The organism is Psychroserpens luteus (genome assembly GCF_015319355.1).
GTDB classification, from domain to species: Bacteria; Bacteroidota; Bacteroidia; order Flavobacteriales; family Flavobacteriaceae; genus Psychroserpens; species Psychroserpens luteus.
Map to the genome: position 1 here is coordinate 570,067 of NZ_JADILU010000002.1, position 19,285 is coordinate 589,351.

Annotated in this window: 19 protein-coding genes; 3 read left to right on the plus strand and 16 right to left on the minus strand. The window is 30.9% G+C overall.

Annotation, left to right across the window (positions count from 1 at the left end; genetic code table 11):
* The first annotated feature begins 112 nt into the window (after positions 1 to 112).
* On the plus strand, positions 113 to 322 hold the full coding sequence (locus tag IM744_RS06115) for a hypothetical protein (protein WP_194507221.1): 210 nt from the start codon (positions 113 to 115) through the stop codon (positions 320 to 322).
* A gap of 5 nt (positions 323 to 327) precedes the next feature.
* On the opposite strand, the gene IM744_RS06120 is transcribed toward IM744_RS06115, so the two are convergent.
* From IM744_RS06120 to IM744_RS06185, 14 genes are all read right to left on the minus strand, one after another.
* Positions 328 to 966, minus strand: a complete 639-nt coding sequence (locus tag IM744_RS06120; protein ID WP_194507222.1) for a hypothetical protein — start codon at positions 964 to 966, stop codon at positions 328 to 330.
* A gap of 23 nt (positions 967 to 989) precedes the next feature.
* Positions 990 to 1,583, minus strand: a complete 594-nt coding sequence (locus IM744_RS06125; RefSeq protein ID WP_194507223.1) for a papain-like cysteine protease family protein — start codon at positions 1,581 to 1,583, stop codon at positions 990 to 992.
* A 532-nt stretch (positions 1,584 to 2,115) separates the two neighbouring features.
* Complete coding sequence (locus tag IM744_RS06130; RefSeq protein WP_194507225.1) at positions 2,116 to 3,315, minus strand: acyl-CoA dehydrogenase family protein; 1,200 nt, start codon at positions 3,313 to 3,315, stop codon at positions 2,116 to 2,118.
* Between the two features lie 242 nt (positions 3,316 to 3,557).
* The gene (locus tag IM744_RS06135) at positions 3,558 to 3,758 is read right to left on the minus strand and encodes a CsbD family protein (protein WP_194507226.1); all 201 of its coding nucleotides are present in this window, start codon (positions 3,756 to 3,758) and stop codon (positions 3,558 to 3,560) included.
* A 431-nt stretch (positions 3,759 to 4,189) separates the two neighbouring features.
* Complete coding sequence (locus IM744_RS06140) at positions 4,190 to 4,945, minus strand: DUF5995 family protein (protein WP_194507227.1); 756 nt, start codon at positions 4,943 to 4,945, stop codon at positions 4,190 to 4,192.
* Positions 4,946 to 5,069: 124 nt separating this feature from the next.
* Positions 5,070 to 5,423 (minus strand): ion channel, encoded by a 354-nt coding sequence (locus tag IM744_RS06145; RefSeq protein ID WP_194507228.1) that lies wholly within the window; start codon positions 5,421 to 5,423, stop codon positions 5,070 to 5,072.
* A 98-nt stretch (positions 5,424 to 5,521) separates the two neighbouring features.
* Complete coding sequence (locus IM744_RS06150; protein WP_194507229.1) at positions 5,522 to 6,046, minus strand: hypothetical protein; 525 nt, start codon at positions 6,044 to 6,046, stop codon at positions 5,522 to 5,524.
* A gap of 208 nt (positions 6,047 to 6,254) precedes the next feature.
* Positions 6,255 to 8,012, minus strand: a complete 1,758-nt coding sequence (locus IM744_RS06155) for a transcriptional regulator (RefSeq protein ID WP_194507230.1) — start codon at positions 8,010 to 8,012, stop codon at positions 6,255 to 6,257.
* Between the two features lie 304 nt (positions 8,013 to 8,316).
* A complete protein-coding gene (locus tag IM744_RS06160; RefSeq protein ID WP_194507231.1) occupies positions 8,317 to 10,263 on the minus strand; it encodes an AAA family ATPase in 1,947 nt (648 codons plus the stop codon).
* A complete protein-coding gene (locus IM744_RS06165) occupies positions 10,251 to 10,751 on the minus strand; it encodes a hypothetical protein (RefSeq protein WP_194507232.1) in 501 nt (166 codons plus the stop codon). The genes IM744_RS06160 and IM744_RS06165 overlap by 13 nt, the downstream gene beginning before the upstream one ends.
* Entirely contained in the window at positions 10,741 to 11,385 is a 645-nt protein-coding gene (locus IM744_RS06170; RefSeq protein ID WP_194507233.1) for a hypothetical protein, read from the minus strand. The genes IM744_RS06165 and IM744_RS06170 overlap by 11 nt, the downstream gene beginning before the upstream one ends.
* A 2-nt stretch (positions 11,386 to 11,387) precedes the next feature.
* Positions 11,388 to 11,792 carry a trypsin-like peptidase domain-containing protein gene (locus tag IM744_RS06175; RefSeq protein ID WP_194507234.1) on the minus strand — a complete coding sequence of 135 codons (405 nt, stop codon included), beginning with the start codon at positions 11,790 to 11,792 and terminating at the stop codon, positions 11,388 to 11,390.
* On the minus strand, positions 11,792 to 12,973 hold the full coding sequence (locus tag IM744_RS06180) for an MBL fold metallo-hydrolase (protein WP_194507235.1): 1,182 nt from the start codon (positions 12,971 to 12,973) through the stop codon (positions 11,792 to 11,794). The genes IM744_RS06175 and IM744_RS06180 overlap by 1 nt, the downstream gene beginning before the upstream one ends.
* 208 nt (positions 12,974 to 13,181) lie before the next feature.
* The gene (locus tag IM744_RS06185; protein ID WP_194507236.1) at positions 13,182 to 14,318 is read right to left on the minus strand and encodes an endonuclease/exonuclease/phosphatase family protein; all 1,137 of its coding nucleotides are present in this window, start codon (positions 14,316 to 14,318) and stop codon (positions 13,182 to 13,184) included.
* Between the two features lie 360 nt (positions 14,319 to 14,678).
* Here IM744_RS06185 and IM744_RS06190 point away from each other — a divergent pair, with 360 nt between their 5' ends.
* Together IM744_RS06190 and IM744_RS06195 are read left to right on the plus strand one after the other, a co-directional pair.
* The gene (locus tag IM744_RS06190) at positions 14,679 to 15,419 is read left to right on the plus strand and encodes an SDR family oxidoreductase (RefSeq protein ID WP_194507237.1); all 741 of its coding nucleotides are present in this window, start codon (positions 14,679 to 14,681) and stop codon (positions 15,417 to 15,419) included.
* 25 nt (positions 15,420 to 15,444) lie between these two features.
* Positions 15,445 to 16,842 (plus strand): NAD-dependent succinate-semialdehyde dehydrogenase, encoded by a 1,398-nt coding sequence (locus IM744_RS06195; RefSeq protein ID WP_194507238.1) that lies wholly within the window; start codon positions 15,445 to 15,447, stop codon positions 16,840 to 16,842.
* Between the two features lie 73 nt (positions 16,843 to 16,915).
* Here the strand turns inward: IM744_RS06195 and IM744_RS06200 are convergent, their stop codons facing one another.
* On the minus strand, positions 16,916 to 18,256 hold the full coding sequence (locus IM744_RS06200; RefSeq protein WP_194507239.1) for an ATP-binding protein: 1,341 nt from the start codon (positions 18,254 to 18,256) through the stop codon (positions 16,916 to 16,918).
* Between the two features lie 214 nt (positions 18,257 to 18,470).
* Positions 18,471 to 19,067, minus strand: a complete 597-nt coding sequence (locus IM744_RS06205) for a fasciclin domain-containing protein (RefSeq protein WP_194507240.1) — start codon at positions 19,065 to 19,067, stop codon at positions 18,471 to 18,473.
* Positions 19,068 to 19,285: the final 218 nt, after the last annotated feature.

Genomic DNA, 19,285 nt, shown 5'->3' on the forward strand with positions numbered 1-19,285 from the left:
ATTTTCATAATCTCGTTTGTGCCTGCATAAATTATAGTCATTACATTTTAATCTATAGCATTGAATTAAAACAAAATAAGTCATTTGGAAAGTTACTAATTTCATTAGTGCAATGTCTTATGGACAATTTCAAATTTCGGGTAGTTCTGGATTTGCATTAGGAAGTGCTCAAATGAAATTAGAAGAAACTATCAACATATTTGATACAGAAAATGACTATGGTAGTCATTTTAAATCTTCTGCTAAAAAAGATAGTTCTAACATGACTCTAATAGAAATTATAAGAAAAAATACAGACCATTCATTTAAAAATGGTCTGTAAGCATTTTAATTAAGTAACTTTTTACCGGCTAATTGACTTCCATATTTTCTTTGGAATTCTATAGCATCTGCCTTTAAAATTCTTAAAAGCGTTTCATCATCTATAGCTTGCATAACACTATTGTTTTTGTATGATGTGTAATTTTTTCCATTAATATTATATACCATCGTATTTAGATTTGGAACATATATAATTTTAAGAGTTTTGAAACCATTTTGTTTGATATTGTTCGGTAATAAATTTAATTCATTGTGATATTGATGATTAATTAAATCTGTAACTTCATAACGTCCTTGCTTTATATTAGAGACTCCAATGGTTGTAACAACTTTATTGCCATTAACTAATGGTACAATCTTCTTAATTTCAGGTTTTAACAAACTATTAATTCCTTGTTGATTATAATTTAATAAAAGGTCAAAATTCATTTCTTGATATGAAATTGGTGAAGCCATTGATGCGCTTTTCACACTTGCAGCATCAATACCAAAATTAAAATCTTTTCCCGCTTTTGTTAAAATGTCCATAAGATCTGTTTTTCCCTTATTCACCGCATCTTGTATTGATGAGTTATCCTCCTGAGCGTTAGTAGCAACAGTAAAAACTATAGCTAAAATACTTATGTATGTTTTTAAATGTTTCATTATTTCTATATTATAAAGTTAAACTATTTTTTACTTGTAGCATACCACGTTTTCCAATGAGTACTAGAACCTGCAGGATTAACATATTCATCGTAGGTAATTAATCGCTCTGAGCCTACACAAGGTGACCAAGGATCATTTAATACAACATAGTTTGTGGTACCAACGGTAACATAACCCTTAATAACAACGACATGACCAACAACTCCTGAAGTTCCATAAGCATATCCCAGTACATCTTTAGAACAGTATATGCTTTTTCTAAGCTTAGTAAGACTTAAAGCGTCATCTACTGCAGTAAAGTTTACTCCCGCAAAATCCAATTCTAACCAACCAGGATTATTACAGTCGTTAGTTTTTGGACACGATTCTCCATCATTTTGAAAATCACAACAATTTGTCTTTCCAAATCTATGATTTGCTAAATCGCATTGTGATACAATTTGCCCTTCATTTTGAGCGATCATTTGTGTTACTGCTGCCCAACACCAATTGTTTGTTTCTTGTGGTCTTAACGTATTGTTTACGCTTCCTATTGTCGTACTTGGTGTGCAACAACTTTGAACCAGAAACAATACAACTACTACTTTTGCAATTACTAAAATATTTGTTTTCATATTAGATTGATTTTCGCCTACTTATTTTAAGCGTTTCGGTTTCGTTTATGTCTCGATAAGTAAAAAAAGAACTGCATTAAAAATGAAATCAAAACACGAGTTCAAATTCTATAAATAGTGCTGTCATTTTTATCTTTGAAACAAAATTATATAAAAGTAAATTTAGAATTGCAAGGGTATATCCTAATTACATAAAGGTAAAACACCTATTTTTACTACATGTGTTTTACAATTATTACGTGTGAATTTTAGAACTGAACTAGTCACTAGTTGCTAGTATTAAGTAAAAAAAGCACAGAGTGTCTCGCCAAAAGATTCTAAATTTAAGTTTTTAAAAGCCCATTATGGATTCGTGGCACATTTCCGAAGAAAGAATATTCTTATTCGTATTTTAAAATTAACGTTTTTAAAGCCCTTACGTTTTCAGAATTAAACTTGTTCAAGAGCATAATGCTTGTTAGTATAATTTTTTTTAGAATTGGTGTAGTTACCATTTAAAAGAGTTCGGTTCTAATTTAATTAGTGTGTTTTTTCAGGATTGTTTTTTCTGTGCTTTCATCTCAGCAAATAACGCTTTAAACAATCCGCGAGCAATTAATACTTTCATGATTTCGTTGGTGCCTGCATAAATTCTGGCAACGCGATTATCTGCATACATTCTTGCAATTGGATAATCCCAGATATAACCATAACCTCCAAATAACTGAAGACATTCATCAACGACTTTTCCATGCATTTCTGTAGCAGAATATTTCGCCATCGAAGCACTTTCCGCAGTCAATTTATGATCAGATAATAATTGTGTACAGCGATCTAAAAACGTCTGATGTATTTGTAATTGCGTCGCACATTCAGCCAATTTAAATTGTGTGTTTTGAAATCCAGCAATGGGTTGATCAAAAGCGGTTCTTGTAGATGTATAAGCAATCGTTTTTTCTATAGCACCTTCTGCTCCACCAATAGCGTTAAGTCCTACAGTTAGACGTTCTCTGGCTAATTCGGTCATCATAATTTTGAAGCCTTGACCTTCTTTTCCTAATAAATTTTCCTTCGGAACTTTGACATTATCAAAAAATAATTCACAGGTATCCTGAGCTTTCATACCGATTTTCTTGAACGGAATTCCCTTATCAAAACCATCATAAGCGCTTTCCATAATTAATAAAGAAACCCCTTCTCCATCTGTGCCAACATTTGTTTTTACTGCAACGATAGACATATCACTCATATAACCATTGGTGATAAAGGTTTTTTGTCCGTTGACTAAATAATGATCGCCTTTATCTACTGCACTTGTTTTGATGGCTTTAAGATCACTACCACAGTTGGGCTCAGTCATACCTATGGATGTGATCATTTTTCCAGTTGCCATTTGCGGAAGATATTTTTCCTTTTGAGCTTCGGTTCCATATTTTAAGAGATATGGTGCAACAATATCTGAGTGCAATGAAAATCCGACTCCAGTAATCCCTTCTCTTCCCAACTCTTCAATAAATAAAGCGCTAAAACTAAAATCTAAACCACTGCCTCCATAGTGTTCTGGCATATCAATACAGAGTAAACCTAATGCTCCAGCACGTTGCCAGATTTCTCGGGAAACCATACCATTTTTTTCCCATTCGTCTAATTGATCCATAATTTCATTCTTGATGAAATCCTGAATCATTTCTTGCATCATTTTATGTTCTTCAGATGCGTAAATATCGCGTGATAATAGGACGTTTTGTAACATGTCGATTTAGGTTTTGATTCTTACTAAGTTAAGTTATACTGATTACTTTCTCTAAGGTATAAAAAAACAGATGAGTTTATAGGTTTTAAAGGTTAAGATTAGGTTCCCTCCTTTTCTAAACCACTCCACGCTCCTACTTGATAACAATAACTTAAATAAGAAAATCCCGCAATTGCGGGATTTTCACTTTCACTAAATTTTCACTAAACTATTACTAACTAATACTAATCAATGGTAACTGACTAAAACTTTAAATCGTTAAGAAAGTTATTTACCTTTTCCTTAGATTCTCCAGTACGTTTTTGAATTCTTCCTAAGATCTCATCTTCTTTTCCTTCAGCGTAATCTAGATCGTCATCAGTAAGGTCTCCCCATTTTTGTTTTAATTTTCCTTTAGCAATATTCCAATTGCCTTTTGCTTTATCTTGCCATGGTTTAGACATAATTTTTGAGTTTTAATTTGTTGCTGTAAATCACTATTGATTTACTATTGTAAAATTAAAACAACACAACTTAGATCATTATCTTAATCTATTTTTAAATTAACTCAAATGCTTTTGAAGTGTTAAAGGAATATTAAATACACAGTATTCTTATGATTTTATTAACAAATAGTAAGTTTTTGCATTAAAACTTTGTGATATTAATTAAATTATATACATTTACAGTATCATAATTGGGGTGCTTAAGTTAAACAGCTGAGAGAAACCCATTGTACTTCGAAGGATAATGCTAACGAACGGAATTTATGATACCAAAGGGAATCAAGGCTTAAAAAATCTTCATTCCCTTTGTTCCTTTATACAAGTTATTGTAACTAGTTTTTGCCATTAAAACTTGATGTAGATACTAGTTTTTTAGAGGTCTTAAAGTTCTAATCTGCTTTCAGTTTTGATATAATGCGTCCCACATCTTTAGATTCAAACCTTCCAATGGTTTTAAGTGAAAATCGAATCAATCTCGATTTTGGAGACTTAATGAATTTACTAATTTCTAAGATCACGTTATCTAAGGTATTTACAGCTTCAGGTTGATGGTCTTGCCCAAGACTCCATAACAGATTCGCATGATACCAGGATTGTTGACGTGCTTTACGCATACTAAAGTCAATCACTTTTTCGTCTGAATTTTGCCCAGCCATATCTAATAAAAAAAGCATTGGTGATACGCGACTTAATCGGTCTTGAACTTCATTGACAATACTAAAAAGAATAGCATTCACTTTATCAAAGTCGTTTTTAACCATTTGAATATCTCTTCCCTCCATAACATTGCTGGTCGCAATAGCTAAATCAAGATTTATATGAGTATTCATACCCATCATAATATGTTGTAAAATAGTTAACGACTCGTCTTTATTTGTAAAAGCAAACAGCCATGATTTACTTATTGGAGCATTGTTTTGATGTAAATCATAGGCTTCTAGATATAAATTGGCAAATGCAACATCCAACTGCTCTAAGAGTTCATTATTTTCAAAACCTCCTCGCTGCACTTCCTTAAGAATTTCTGCTGTGGTTCTTCGGTATACATAAGCAAAGAGTCCAAGGCGATTATTAGTAATGATTGCATTTTCTATAATGCTATCTAACTGATTAATAACTTCTTGTATGGTGGTTGCTCGACTCATGTAGAACACTAAAATACAAAATTATCGCCATAGAATGCATTAATGTGACAGATGAATTTACTTTGATAGGATGCTATTTGTTTTTTTCTGAAATATGAAACGTCACAACAATTGAGCAAGACAATTAATCTTCTTCCTTGACATGTAAGATATGTAATAATCGATGTGCAATTGGCGCAAAAATAACTGCGACTGTACTTAGAAAAGCAATTCCGCTAAAAAGTGCATAAAACGAAGCGAATAATTTAGCGTTATCTGTTGGCATTGGATCCACAGGTCCCATTCCTGTTAAAATTAATGAAGCATTATAAAACGCATCTACCCAAGAAATGTTGGCATAATGATGATAACCAACAGTGCCTATTCCCAATGAGAATGCAATTAAAACAATGGAAAACAAGAAATACTTGAGCACTCTTAAAAGGAACTTTTTAAAAGGTAAGATTTGATCACTTCTATGTTCTAGTTCAGATTTCATTTTGGGCTACTATTTTAATAAAGGTAATTTAATAATAGCAACAAAAAAAGCAACATCAATTATGATGCTGCCTTTTAAGAGGGATTTCTAAAAATTAACTATCTAAACGTACGCGAAATTGATTTCGACTTATTTCCTTTTTTAAGTTTCATAGTATAAGTTAAAACAGCTTCACCTGTTTTAGCATATGAGATGACACAATTATTAAGATTAAAAGACCATCCTGGAAATTCCTGAGCTACTTGCTTACCTAATTCGTAAGGTACTCTAACATCTTCATAATACTCTTCAGAGCTTATAATCGTTCCGTTGTGGTCATAAACTGCTTTTATATAATTGTCATTAGCTTCAAAAACCACATCATAGGTGATGCTTTTGTTTTTACTATAAACACGATCTTTTGTCACATCGTAATCTGCTGCAATTTTTTGTAATTTTTGAATTCGTGCTGCCAATTGCAAGTTGTTATTATAACTACAATTTAAATACTGTGCATTACTAACGGTTGCTGTCGTTTTGTAAGTAACTTCAGTATCATTAGTGGTTGCCATTGCGATGTCATTTTGTGCATAAATAAGGTTGGTTAGACCTAAAAGACATAAACCAAGAATACATTTTTTCATGAGTGATATGATTTTATGAATTAAACTTATTGATTACATTATTGTATTTATAAGTAGGATCTAAATGTTTACTTTTTTAGGACACCACTAAGGTATAGGCAATGAAGGATTTAACCGTAAATATGGAATAGACTACTAATGTACAAGCAATAGACAATTGATAGACAACGGTCTATTTTTTGAGGTTAAAATGCTGTAAATAAGTCGATTATAGATTTTGAATAAATACGTCTAAATCGGTGTTTTCAGGCAGATTTAGCTTTTTTCTTAAACGATATCTACTCGTATTAAGTGAAGCTAAGGTGATATTTTGAAGTGTTGCTATGTTACGACTTTCAATTTTTAAGCGAATTAAAGAGCAAAGTCTAATTTCATTTTTACTCAAATTAGGATACTCATCTGTAAGCTTACTATAGAACGCATTATTTAAATGGTCTAAATGCTCAAAGAATTCTTGCGTATCGCTATCTACATTTATTTTGTTGTTAATCGTTTGGTCTAATTCTGCAATTAATTGTTCTCGTTCTTTAGAAGACGTTTGTTTAATAGCTTCTAATTGATCTGCGATGCCTTTTGCCCAATCTTGATCTTGGGTTAGTTTTATAGCAAAATCAGAAAGATCTCGTTCTTTAGATTTAATATCAGAGTTGAGTTGCGCGACCTCTAAAGATGACGTTTTTAACTTCTGCTCTGCTAATAATTGCTTGTTTTTTGCATTGATAAGATGTTGACGTCTACTTATGATAAGTCCCATTAATAGAATGATAAAAATGGAAGACAATAATCCCGTAATCCATAGTTTGGTTTTTTGACTTTTAATTTTGTTCTCCTTCTGGATGCGATCTAATTTAAAATTAAGAGCAATTCTATCTATAGTAAAATCGTTGAGTTCTTCTTGCCATTTAATGTCGTTAATCTTAGCAATATGTTGCAAACTATCTGCATAGTTTTTAATTTGTTTTGCTGTAGCATAAGCTGCAGTGATATTACTTTGGGCTTCCAGGAGCTTTTCTTTTGCTCTCAAAAATTCTAATTTAGAACTGGCAGCCAAATCATTAATTTGTTCTTGATGCAAGACGATTTTTTCTAAGTCACTAAACACACGTTGTGCCTCACCTACTCTATTTAAGTACGCATTTGTGGTTACTAATTGCGCACCAGCACTTATCAATCTTGGGATGTCCTTAGTTAAAGAACGTTCGTTTATAGCATTTTTATAAAAGTCGAAATTTGCCTCATACAACACCAATGCTTCTGCATGATTATTTTGGTCTCTATAAACATCTGCAATATTGTCTCTGATACTACCTATCAACGTATGATTAGGAAAATTTGTTTGCGTAATTGTATATGCACGTTTAAAATAATATAAAGCAGAATCCAGTTCTTTTTTGTGCCAATATAAAAACAGACCATAATTATTTATAGACGATGGTTTATAAATATAGTCCAGATGTTTTGTGAACTCCAGATTCTTTTTATGCTGAATGTCAGCACTATCTAACAGACCAAGTTTTGCATAACTATCTGCAAGCATACTCCTGGCATAAGATCGCATTTCTATATAATGTTTGCGATCTTCATCTGTGAGATACTTTTCATTTTTTTGATAATAATCAAAGAAATTGAGATATGATTTTATGGATTCTTTAGGGAAGTCAATTTCTTTAAACCAATTGCCAGAGTGCAAATAACTATTGATAACAAAGCTGTAATGACCATCAATTTGTTTTAGTAAATCCTGACGTTTAAAATGAAGTGATAAATAGGTTTCTAATTGCGAATCTGAAAACGAAGCACGTCTGTACGTCTTGATATCATCCTCAGGAAACTCAGACGAGATAGAATCGCTAATGCTTTTAAATTGTGCAAAGGCCTCTTCGCTTGTGAGTGTTGTGTTTTGAGACCACAAGTTAGTCGTTGCAAGAACTGCAAAACATAAAAGCGATACATAATACTTAAACAACACGTTTACAATAGCTAAGATTTTTTAAAGGTAGTTTTTTTTTATATGCTTCGGAAATGTTATTAGAATTTTGAAATTTGTCAATTTTCAATAACTTATAGTTATTTTTAATGTGTTGTAGAACAATTTAGTATTTAGTTTTATTCTAAAGGATTTATTGATAGATGTCTACTTATATGTCATGTGTTTAGACTAAAATACTGAGTTAATCTCTTCAACATGATTAAATTAAACTAAGTAAAAAGGATTATTTTTGACAAAATCCTATGGTATGAGTAACTAATAATTTATAGTAAAATTAATGCTAATTTTTCTTTAAAATATAATCTTCATTTCCTTCTTTGTCAAATCTCAATTTAACATACTTCTCATACTTATCTGGATATTTACCTTTTCCAGTAGTTAATATTACCTGATAGTCTTTTATTTTTTCTATTGGGTTATCTTTGTCTTTTTTAGATAATTCTAAAGCTTTATCTAACAATATTAAATTGTCTTTCAATCGACTTTTATCAATACCTCCTCTTTCTGGTGTATCAATTAATAAAAACCTCGGATGCTTTACTGTGTCTCTTTTTAAACCCATACTTAATAAAGCAAAATAATACATTAATCTAATAGGCACTATTGTACTTCGTTCTTTGTATTCACCTCGATCAATATATGGCATATAATCATCATTTATTTCTGCATAATTGCTTGAAGCAGATGACTTAGAAAGTAATTCGGAATAAATTTCACTAAATTCCTTTATAGTTTCTTTATTGTTTTTATAAAAATCTTTTTGTATTTTTTCATAAGACGTTTTTTTCGTGTTAAAATCCTTTTTATCAATTACCACTTTATCTTCTAGAATCTTTTTTTCTTCCAATAAATTAACAGTATTACCAATTGTTAAAATTTCTTCTCTAACTTCTAGAATTTTATCATTTAGTTCATCTATCAATTGTGAATTACCTGAAAACTCGATCGAGTTAATTATTTTCTTTAAGCTCTCTTTTAAATTAAATGCCTTCTCTTTTTTTATTTTTAGAGATGATTCTAATGAATCTATTTCTGAATTATAAGATTCAAAAGCTATTTCTATGCTTATTAAACTTTTCTTTTTATGATCAAAAATCTCTTTATATTCACTAGATTTATATACAAATTTCTCATAATCATCATCCTTAATTTCTGAACCACAAATGCAATGTCCCTTTTTAGGATCTACATCTGACATACAGAATGGACAAATCTCTAATGAAAATAAATTTAATTTATCATGAGTAAAAATGATTTTTTCTATTTGAGAAATTTCATTTTTCTGATTACTTAATAGTTTTTTAATTTTATTCTTCTCAATTTCATAATTATTCTTGATAATTGAATTATCAGATATGGCTATTTCTAATTCAATCAGTTCAGTTTGAATATTTGTTAGCTGCCCAGTTTTATCATTTATAATTGTATTTTCCTTCTGATAAGAGTCTCTTTTATTATTTAGTTTATCTAACTGAATTTCTAATTCAGTAAAATTTATTTTTCTCTCTTCTAGAGATTCTCCTTCTAAATAATAATGAATGTTTTTAAAATTTTCAAAAATGGATTTTGATTCATTCTTTTTTCTTTCTGCCTCTTTAAAATCATTAAATTTTATGTTGTATTCTTCTGATGATACACCAATTAAAATTTCAAATATTGATTTTCTAATAATAGAAGAATCTGCTATAAAATTTTCAGCTGAAGGTTCTTTAAAAATTTTTCTTGGGTCAGAATCTTGATCGTGATAAAGTAACCTATACACATCTTTAAAACCAATTAACCAACTAGAAGCCCCTAAATACAACTCAAACACTTTAATTTCAAGTTTTTCTAATAACCAATCAGAAAAAATTCTTGGAGCATATCTAATATCCCTCTTGATTGGTAGCTTATTGATTTTTCCATATTCTTCAAAAAAAACATCATTGCTGCCAATGAATCTTTTTAAAGTATAATCTTTATCATTTACTGATATTTCTAATTTAACATAATTATTTTCATCATCAGTAATTAAACTATATTTAGAATTATTAAGCTTTTTACCATTGGACTTAGGATTGAAAGGAGCAACAAAACCTCCTAATCCATATGTTATAAAATGTGAAAAAGTACTTTTACCTGAGCCATTATCACCAACAATAATGTTAATACCCTTAGTAAATTCAGGAGAAGTAAATGAATAATTCTCACCAGAATAAATTATTCTTTTAATAATTAAATTTCCCATGTTAGTATATTCTTAGAAGTAAATAAAGTATTAACCATAGTTTTAATTGTTGTGGTTCTTAAACCTCGGATTTCTTTTTTTAGTTTCTCAATATTTTTTAATTCATTGTTAAAAACATCATTATCAAAAAAATCTTCTGGCAAATTTTTCTTTTTTAACCATATATCAAAAGATTTATGAGTTCTATTAATTGAAATTCCTAAGTAGTCCTTATTTTTTAAAACTATTAACAAGTGAGATAGTAGTTTCTTTTTGAGTTGAGCTTTGGAATAAATATTACCTAATTCATCTTGTGAAAAATCAGCAATTACTTTGCTTGAACTAGTGAAATCTACTAAATATGCTATTTTTCTAAAATCTCTGAACTCATTAGATTCTTCTGTACATTCAAGTTTGTTTAATATTAGGATTAAATTATAACACAAATAATTATAATCTTCCTTTTGTATAAACATCATTCTTTTTTTTGCGCTTAGTTTATCCATCATAAAGACCTTTTTTATCAAATGACAGAAAACAATCATTAATTAAATCAAGTACTATTTTCCTCATAAAACCTTTATTGTTAACAGGGTAATCATACTGAGTCGATCTTTCTTCAATTGCTTTTTTTCCTTTCTTACTAAATTTTCTTATTAAAGATTCTATTTGTTCTGTAGTCAATTCTTCTATAACACTTGTTTCAACAAAGTTTAAAAGTTCCAATTGGCAAACTTCAAAAACTCTAAACTTTATGGAGCTTATTTGTTGGTCATTATATCTATTGATTTCCACTTTTCCAAATGCCTGTTCTCTGCAATATAAACTTACCCTATTCAAACTAATTGTCTGGCAGGCATCTTTTAACTTTTCAGGTAAGTTTCTTTTATCATTATGAGTTAATTCTTCATAGGCGGTTTTAGCAACAATATCTATTTCTTTGATTTCTATTTCAGAAGTGAAACATATTCCACACTTTTCTTGAAGAGTTTTTTCTAAGTATCTGAGAGATAAAGCACATAACTCCTTGGACTCCTTATTTTCAACCAATTCAGAATTAATAATGCCAATAATTTTATCATCAACAATTAATGGAGCACCAGAAATACCTTCATAGCTCGACCATTTTAAGTTGTGATTCAATTCTATATCATCTTAAGGTTGGACAAATGTTGATGAACCGTATTATCATCTTGATACATGTTTTCACCTGTATCAATTTTACTTTTTGGATAGCCTCTTGATGTCCATTTTGTTCCTGGTTTTATATTTGTACAATTAGCTATGACCAAAAATGAAACGTTTAAAGCTTCTTCTTCTAATTCTAATATAGCAAAATCCATTACTTTTGATTCTTCAATATCATCTGAAATTATTTTTGCTTTTACAATTAACTTATCATTTTGAGATAGCTTAATGTCATGTGATTTATGTTCTGAAACTACATGATAAACAGTTAAAGCAAAATTTTTAGTTATTAAAAATGCAGTTCCATTTTTTGCACCACAGTTAATTTGATATACTAAGTTTGTTAAGTTTTGATTAAACATTAATTTATTGTTATTTCATTTTGAACTATTATTTCATAATTATACTTTTCTTTTAAACTTGAGCTTTGAAAAGGTTTTAATTTTGGATGTTCATAATTAAAGATTAATTCTTTTGTATGTATAGACTCTTTCTTAATAATCTTTGCAATTACTTCTAAATTCGGATGCGAATGCTTTTTTCCATCAGTTGAAATTAAATACCTCTTTGAATCAAACAAACTTAATAATTTATTAGAAGTATTTTTATTACTACCATGATGTGAAATTTTTACTAAATCAAAGTTCAAGTGATAACCTGAAGCTTTGAGTTTATTTATGTTTTTATATATAATATTGATCTGAGAATCTGCTAAAAATAGCATCTTTTTTTCTTTATATTCTATTATAAAAGAAATTGAAGAACCATTTGTTTCAGTATATTCGTTTTCTTCTTTCAAAGCCAGTTTGTCTATATCAAATACATCACTAGAACTTGAGGTATCTTTTAATTCTAATTCAGTGTCATTTAAGTTTTGCATATACAATTCGAACGCATCGTCAAATATTACATCATCACTAATCTTAAAATTATAAAAAATACTATCTAATTTATCTTCCCATTTTTTAGATAATTTTTTTAATTTTTTATGGTCTGGAGATAAAAGAATAAACTTTACACTTTCGATTGTATTATTAATTTTCTCTTCAAAGCAAATAGCTTTATTATTAAACATATGATTCCATTTATATTTGTTCTCATATATTAGACTTGCAAGCGTAACGCCTTCTTCTATACTCGTATCACAAAGACCATCTTGTTTTGAATTATTAGAATTTTGATGCTTAATTAATGTAAGAGCTTTAGATTCTTCTTTCTGTATTTTATCAACTTTTCGTTTATTAAATTGTAAGTGTTTAAATGAATTATGCCAAACTTCTTCTACTTTTATAATATTTGAATTATTACCATTCTCTTTTAGAAAAGATATTGCTCCTTCTATATGGTCTTTATCTATGTGTGTTACTACTAATAATTGAATGCTTTTAGCTTTTTCATTTAATAAAATTAAGTCTTTTTTTATATGATTTTTATAGGTGTCTGATAATCCCATATCTATAATCACATTAATGTTTTTATCTATTCCAAATGAAATTAAGAAGGCATCACCTTCATTAGCTTGGTACATTCTGACGTTAATCATATATTTTATTACTTTTTTTCATCTAAAGTCATTGAAGAATGCATTTTACATTCAACAAAGGTCATTAATACAATAATTCGCTAAAATAATTAAAAGGGAGATTTGAAATATACTAAATTTTGTAAGAAGACAGTTACGGAAAACCGTAAATATTTGAAGGTGAATAATTTTCAAAAGTATTTTGTTTAATTATGTAAATAACAACCACCTAAAACCTCCCAAACTTCCCAACCAAAAACTCATCACTACTTTCGGTTTGCAATTCCAACCAAATAGGTAAATGATCACTCATTTGGTTCCGTTTCCAATAGGTATTAAAATACGATTTAAAAGAAGCGTCATCTGTCAGGTTGCTTGGATCATCTTTGTGTGAGAGCATGAGTGGGTGATAAATTGATATGTCTGCAGTGGTATTTAAATACACATAATCAAAAAGATTAAAAACGCCACCTTTCTCATTTCCGAGGTCATCTGTAGCAATTTTAAAATATTGATCCACATTAAGAAACATACGATCGTAAATTTGGTTGAGACTCGTATTGGTGTATTTGCCTTCTAGCGCTTCACTTTCTACAAAGTCATGATTTGTGATGAGCTCTACAATATCATAATCATCATCATACAAATTGGTGTCTCCTAGAATAATCATATTGCGATCTCTAAAGGTTGGCGATGCTAATTTTGCATTAAGAACCTCCATTAACAGTCGTACTTCTTCTTTTCTAATGGCTTTATTAGATCCACCATCTCCTGGATGCAAATGCACACTTACGATAGAAAATTTACGCCAACCGCTTTCAAATCCTGTAAATGTAGGTGTTCGTTTGAGTTGATTGATGATGGCATTATCGGCAACAGACTCTGGTGCGATGACGATTTCTCCAGAGAGTCCAGAGTGTGTGACGCGTCTGGAGTCATAAATGAAACCAAAGCGCTCATCGTTGCCTGAGTTGCCTTCGGTCACGTCACTTAATGTGTATTTCCAATGGCTGCCTAAGAGTTTGAGTACCTTTTTGAAATCGGTTAAATCTCTATTGATTTCTTGAACAGAAACGATGTCAAAGGCATTTATAATTTCGGCAATGTAGTATAGGGATTCGGCGGTTCTCTTTTTTAAAGTTCCAAAGTTTTTCACATTCCAGGAACAGAGTAATAAATTGGTATCTACGGTTTTTTTGGGGATGTTTTCAAAAAGACCTTGTCGCAATCTAAGCAAATTGGAGATGGTTCGTTTTTTTGCTGCGTTGCTGAGCATACGACTGTAATTATCTTCTCGCTCTAATAATATTAATGAATATCTATCATTAACAAGTTCACTATCTGGTCTTAAATCATTGTACCACATATCGTTTGCCTTTTGGTTATTATACAATCAAAAATTTCTGTAAATGCAAAGCACACAGAAGCGTTAAAACGTTTGTAGGGATTTTAAAAGGGAGGTTTAGATACTTGATATTTAAGCACCTATGTAAATGTAATCAATTATTTTATGGTTTGTATTGTTCTCCTCGGAAATTTTAAGCGATTAGAAAATGTCAACTTTTACACACTCATTTTAGAAGTTTAAGTTTTAGAGTGGTCCAATTTCCGAAGAAAATAGCACGCGTCTTCATATGCGTTAAGATCAATTACAAATCAGCAAAGCAGAACTGATAACGCACTGTATCTTAGCTATAGTAAGAATAATTAATAAAAGATGATAGATATGAATTTAAATGACAGAACAATAATTATTACAGGAGCATCAAGCGGAATTGGTGAATCTACAGCAAAAAAATTAGCTCAAAACGGAGCTAATGTTGTTTTAATGGCAAGAAGTGAAGACAAATTAAATACACTAAGAGATGCTATTGAAAAGGATGGCGGAAAAGCACTCGTTGCCACTGGTGATGTGACTAAAAGTGAAGATTTTAAAAAGGTGGTTTCTAAAGCTGTTGAGACTTATGGCAAGGTGGATGGCTTAATAAATAATGCAGGTCTTATGCCTTTATCTTATGTTGAAAAGTTAAAAACAGACGAATGGGATCAAATGGTGGATGTGAATATTAAAGGTGTGCTTAATGGTGTGTCTGCAGTATTGCCACAGTTAAAAGAACACAAAGGAGGTGATATTATTAATATTTCTTCTATGGCTGCAAATAGATATTTTCCTGGAGGTGCAGTGTATTGTGCGACCAAATCTGCAGTAAAAATGTTTAGTGAAGGGTTGAGACAGGAATTAGCGCCAAAATACGGAATTAACGTCACGTCTATTGAGCCTGGAGCTGTAGCAACAAATTTGACAAGTACCATTACAGATGAGGATATTAAAGAGACCATGAAAGGCATGGAAGACATGACCACTTTAGAAAGTGAGGATATTGCGAATGCTATTTATTATGCATTGTCACAACCTGCTCGTGTAAACATTAATGATGTGTACATCGTACCTAGTGAACAGAAATAAGAATTAAGAAAACAAAAAAAAAGATATGGAAACTCAAACCAAACAACATACATTCAAAACTACTAATCCTGCTACAGGGAAGTCTTTAGAGACTTACAAATATATGAGCAATGATGACGTAGAGTCTGCAATACAAAAATCACAAAACGCTTTTTTAGACTGGAGATTTAAGTCTTTTGAAGAACGCGGAAAAATCATTAAATCTATTGGAGCAGAACTTCAAAATTATAAGTCTGAACTGTCTCAATTGATGACCGATGAAATGGGGAAATTGCTTAAACAAAGTCATCAGGAGGTCGATTTATGTTCTGCTATTTGTGAGTATTGTGCAGATCATGCTGCAGAAAATTTAAAGAACGAAACGCGTGATCTATCTGATGGTGGAAAAGGAATCATTGCCTATGCTCCTATTGGAATTATCTACGGAATTCAACCATGGAATTATCCGTCATACCAAGTCATAAGATATGCCATTACAAATCTAATGGCAGGAAATAGCGTGTTATTAAAACATGCTGGTAATGTCACAGGAACCGCTAAATTATTAGAATCTATTTTTAAAGCTGCAGGTTTACCAGATGGTTTATTTACTGTTTTAGTGATAGAACATGACCAGTCTGATGCTATTATTGAGCACAAACTGGTAAGAGGAGTCACTTTAACTGGTAGTCCTGGTGCTGGTCGCATTATTGGTAAAAAAGCAGGTGAAGAACTTAAGAAAACTGTTTTAGAATTGGGTAGTAATGATGCGTATCTCATTCTTAAGGATGCAGATATTGAAACTGCAGTTAAAAAATCTGTGCAAGGACGTATTTATAATAATGGAGAAACGTGTATTGCAGCAAAACGTTTTATAGCTGTAGCATCCGTGTATGATCAATTTAAAGAAGCGTTTGTGAAAGCGATGAGCGAATTAAAATTGGGAGATCCTAATGATGAAAATTCCGATTTAGGACCAATGGCTCGAAAAGATTTGAGAGAAGAATTACATGAGCAAGTTACCGAAAGTGTTGATAAAGGTGCTGAAATATTGTGTGGAGGAAAAATGAAAGATGGTGATGGTTATTATTATCCTGCAACCGTTTTAGGGAATGTAAAGCCTGGACAACCAGCTTATGATGATGAACTTTTTGGACCTGTAGCGTCTTTAATTAAAGCTAAAGATGAAGAAGATGCTATGCGAATTGCTAATGATAGTAAGTTTGGACTAGGTGGCGGAATTTTCTCAAAAGATATAAAGCGTGCCACAGAATTGGCAGAGAAACATTTTGATACAGGAATGGTCTTTATCAATTCTTTTGGAACCGCAGAACCTACAATGCCTTTTGGAGGCGTAAAAGATTCTGGATATGGTAGAGAACATGGTGGCTTTGGTATGAAAGAATTTGTAAACACTAAGTCTATTATGATCAGGAAATCTTAAAAGTTATAGTAGTTTTTATGATTAATAGTAAACACCCAAGATGAAATGTCTTGGGTGTTTTTTTATGTTTTTTTTATGCTATGGTGATGCTTTTACTCGTCTTTGCAAATTCTTTTTTAATCCCATTATGCAAATCATTTAACTGAATGACTTTTTCACCACGATCTAAGCTTTTGAGCATAGAATTTTGTAAAATATTGGTTATTGCTTCTGGTGTGAGTTCATACTCATAAGCTAGGTTTTCTAAATCTAGGTTTTCATGATACGTAAAATCATTTGTGATGCGTTGTTTCCATAATTGAAGGCGTTCTTCTGTATCTGGCATGTGAAATGTAATGATGCTTTGAAAACGTCTTACAAAAGCAGCATCTATATTTTTAGCTAAATCTGTGCTTAAAATAATTAAGCCATCAAAATCTTCTATGCGTTGCAATAGGTAACTCACTTCTTGATTGGCATAACGATCATGTGCATCTTTTACATTGGTACGCTTACCAAATAAAGCATCGGCTTCATCAAAAAAGAGAATCCAGTTTTGGGATTCGGCTTGTTTAAATAAACGATCTAAATTCTTTTCGGTTTCACCAATGAAGTTAGAAATAACTAATGATAAATCAACACGATACACATCTCTATTTGCAGATTTACCAAGTAAGGTTGCAGTCATGGTTTTACCGGTTCCGTGAGGTCCTGCAAATAAAACCCGATGTCCTTTTGGCATGTGTTTGTTAAATTTATAATCTGTCTTTAAGTCTTGGCTATGATTGAGATATAGCTTTAATTCTTTAATGCTCTCATGTGTATCATGAGATACTACTAAGTCATCCCAATCTTGTAACGTGCTCAATTTTGTTGCACGAAAACCTGGATGTGCTTTTATATTAGGTTCTTGATTGGTAAATAGCGACAGATACTGTTGTGAGAGTATTAATTGTCTAGAATACAAGGGTAAGTTTTGTGTTGTTGCAGCAAATTCTAAAATCCCATCACGAAAAAGTTTATGATTTTCATTGAACAAAGACATCATAGATAAGCGCTTCTCAATATCTTCACTATCTAATAAAAATAAAGCGGTTTCTCCTGTTGGTAATATGCCATTGTAACCTTTTATGGTTCTACCGCCAAATTCTGAAAATGGCTTATCGTAAGTTTTGTTTTTCTGAAATAAGAAGTCTAGAGCAGATGGTCTTATATGAGGTACTAAGGCTAAAATAAGAATGAGCCTCTCTGCTTCTGTGAGTTTATAAGTTTTGATGACATTGGCATATGGCGAATCATGGTCATCAATTTTTGGAGCACTTTGTATATGTTCATCACTAGATTGTGTAAAATGGAATGCTAGTTTTTGATTCACATAATTCTGAAACCATTTCAATTCTTGCTCAATAGTTTTTGCGTTGGATGTATTACTCATAACGTACTATTTGATTTGCGATACAAGATAGTTATTATTCGTTGCAATGTGATTATTTTAGTTTAATATCTTGCTGATAATCTATGAGTTATATTAAATATGTAATTGTATCGAAAAACAAAACTGCTTTGAATATGTTGCAAAATAGTATCCTATTAAAAACAAAAAAGCCAGCATAAAGCTGACTTTCTTAACCAAATGTTATGTGTATAAATTACTTAGGCATTACTACAGAGTCAATGGCGTGAATGACACCATTTGACGCAGCTACATCAGCCATAATTACTGTTGATGTTCCGCCATTAGCATCTGTCAATATTACGTTTCCGTCTTTTAAACTTAATGTAATAGCATCTCCATTTAAAGTGTCTACTGTGAATTTTCCATCGTTGTTTTTAATAGCATCAATTACTGCTGATGCTTCAAATTTTCCAGAAACAACATGGTAAGTTAATATACCAGCTAGCGTACTTTTGTTTTCTGGTTTTAATAAATTATCTATTGTACCTTCTGGTAATTTTGCAAAGGCATCATTTGTTGGAGCAAAGACTGTGAATGGTCCTTTTCCATTTAATGCATCTACTAAATCTGCAGCTTTTACAGCAGCTACCAATGTCGTAAAATTATCGTTTGATGCAGCTACACCTACTATTGTTGGTGTCTCTTCTTTTTCTGTCATTGCAATCTCATTAGATGTTTCAGTTACTTCTGTATCAACAGTTGTTTCAGGAGTACTTTTTTTAGTTTCTTCGCAAGAAGCGAATAATAAGCCTGCTACTGCAAAGGCTGTGAATGTTTTTAAAATTTTCATTTTTATTTAATTTTTTAGTTAATTAATTTTATTTACTCAAGTCAAAGATATAAGATTATATGTTTTGTTTATACATATTAACAAAACATTAAACAAAATTATTCATTTTCTGTAATAGTTTGAATGTTACTATGCATATCTAATTCATTTTCAAAGCATTCCGAAGTAAATATCCTTATAACTAAAAAAGCATACCTTACTGAGGTATGCTATTAAAT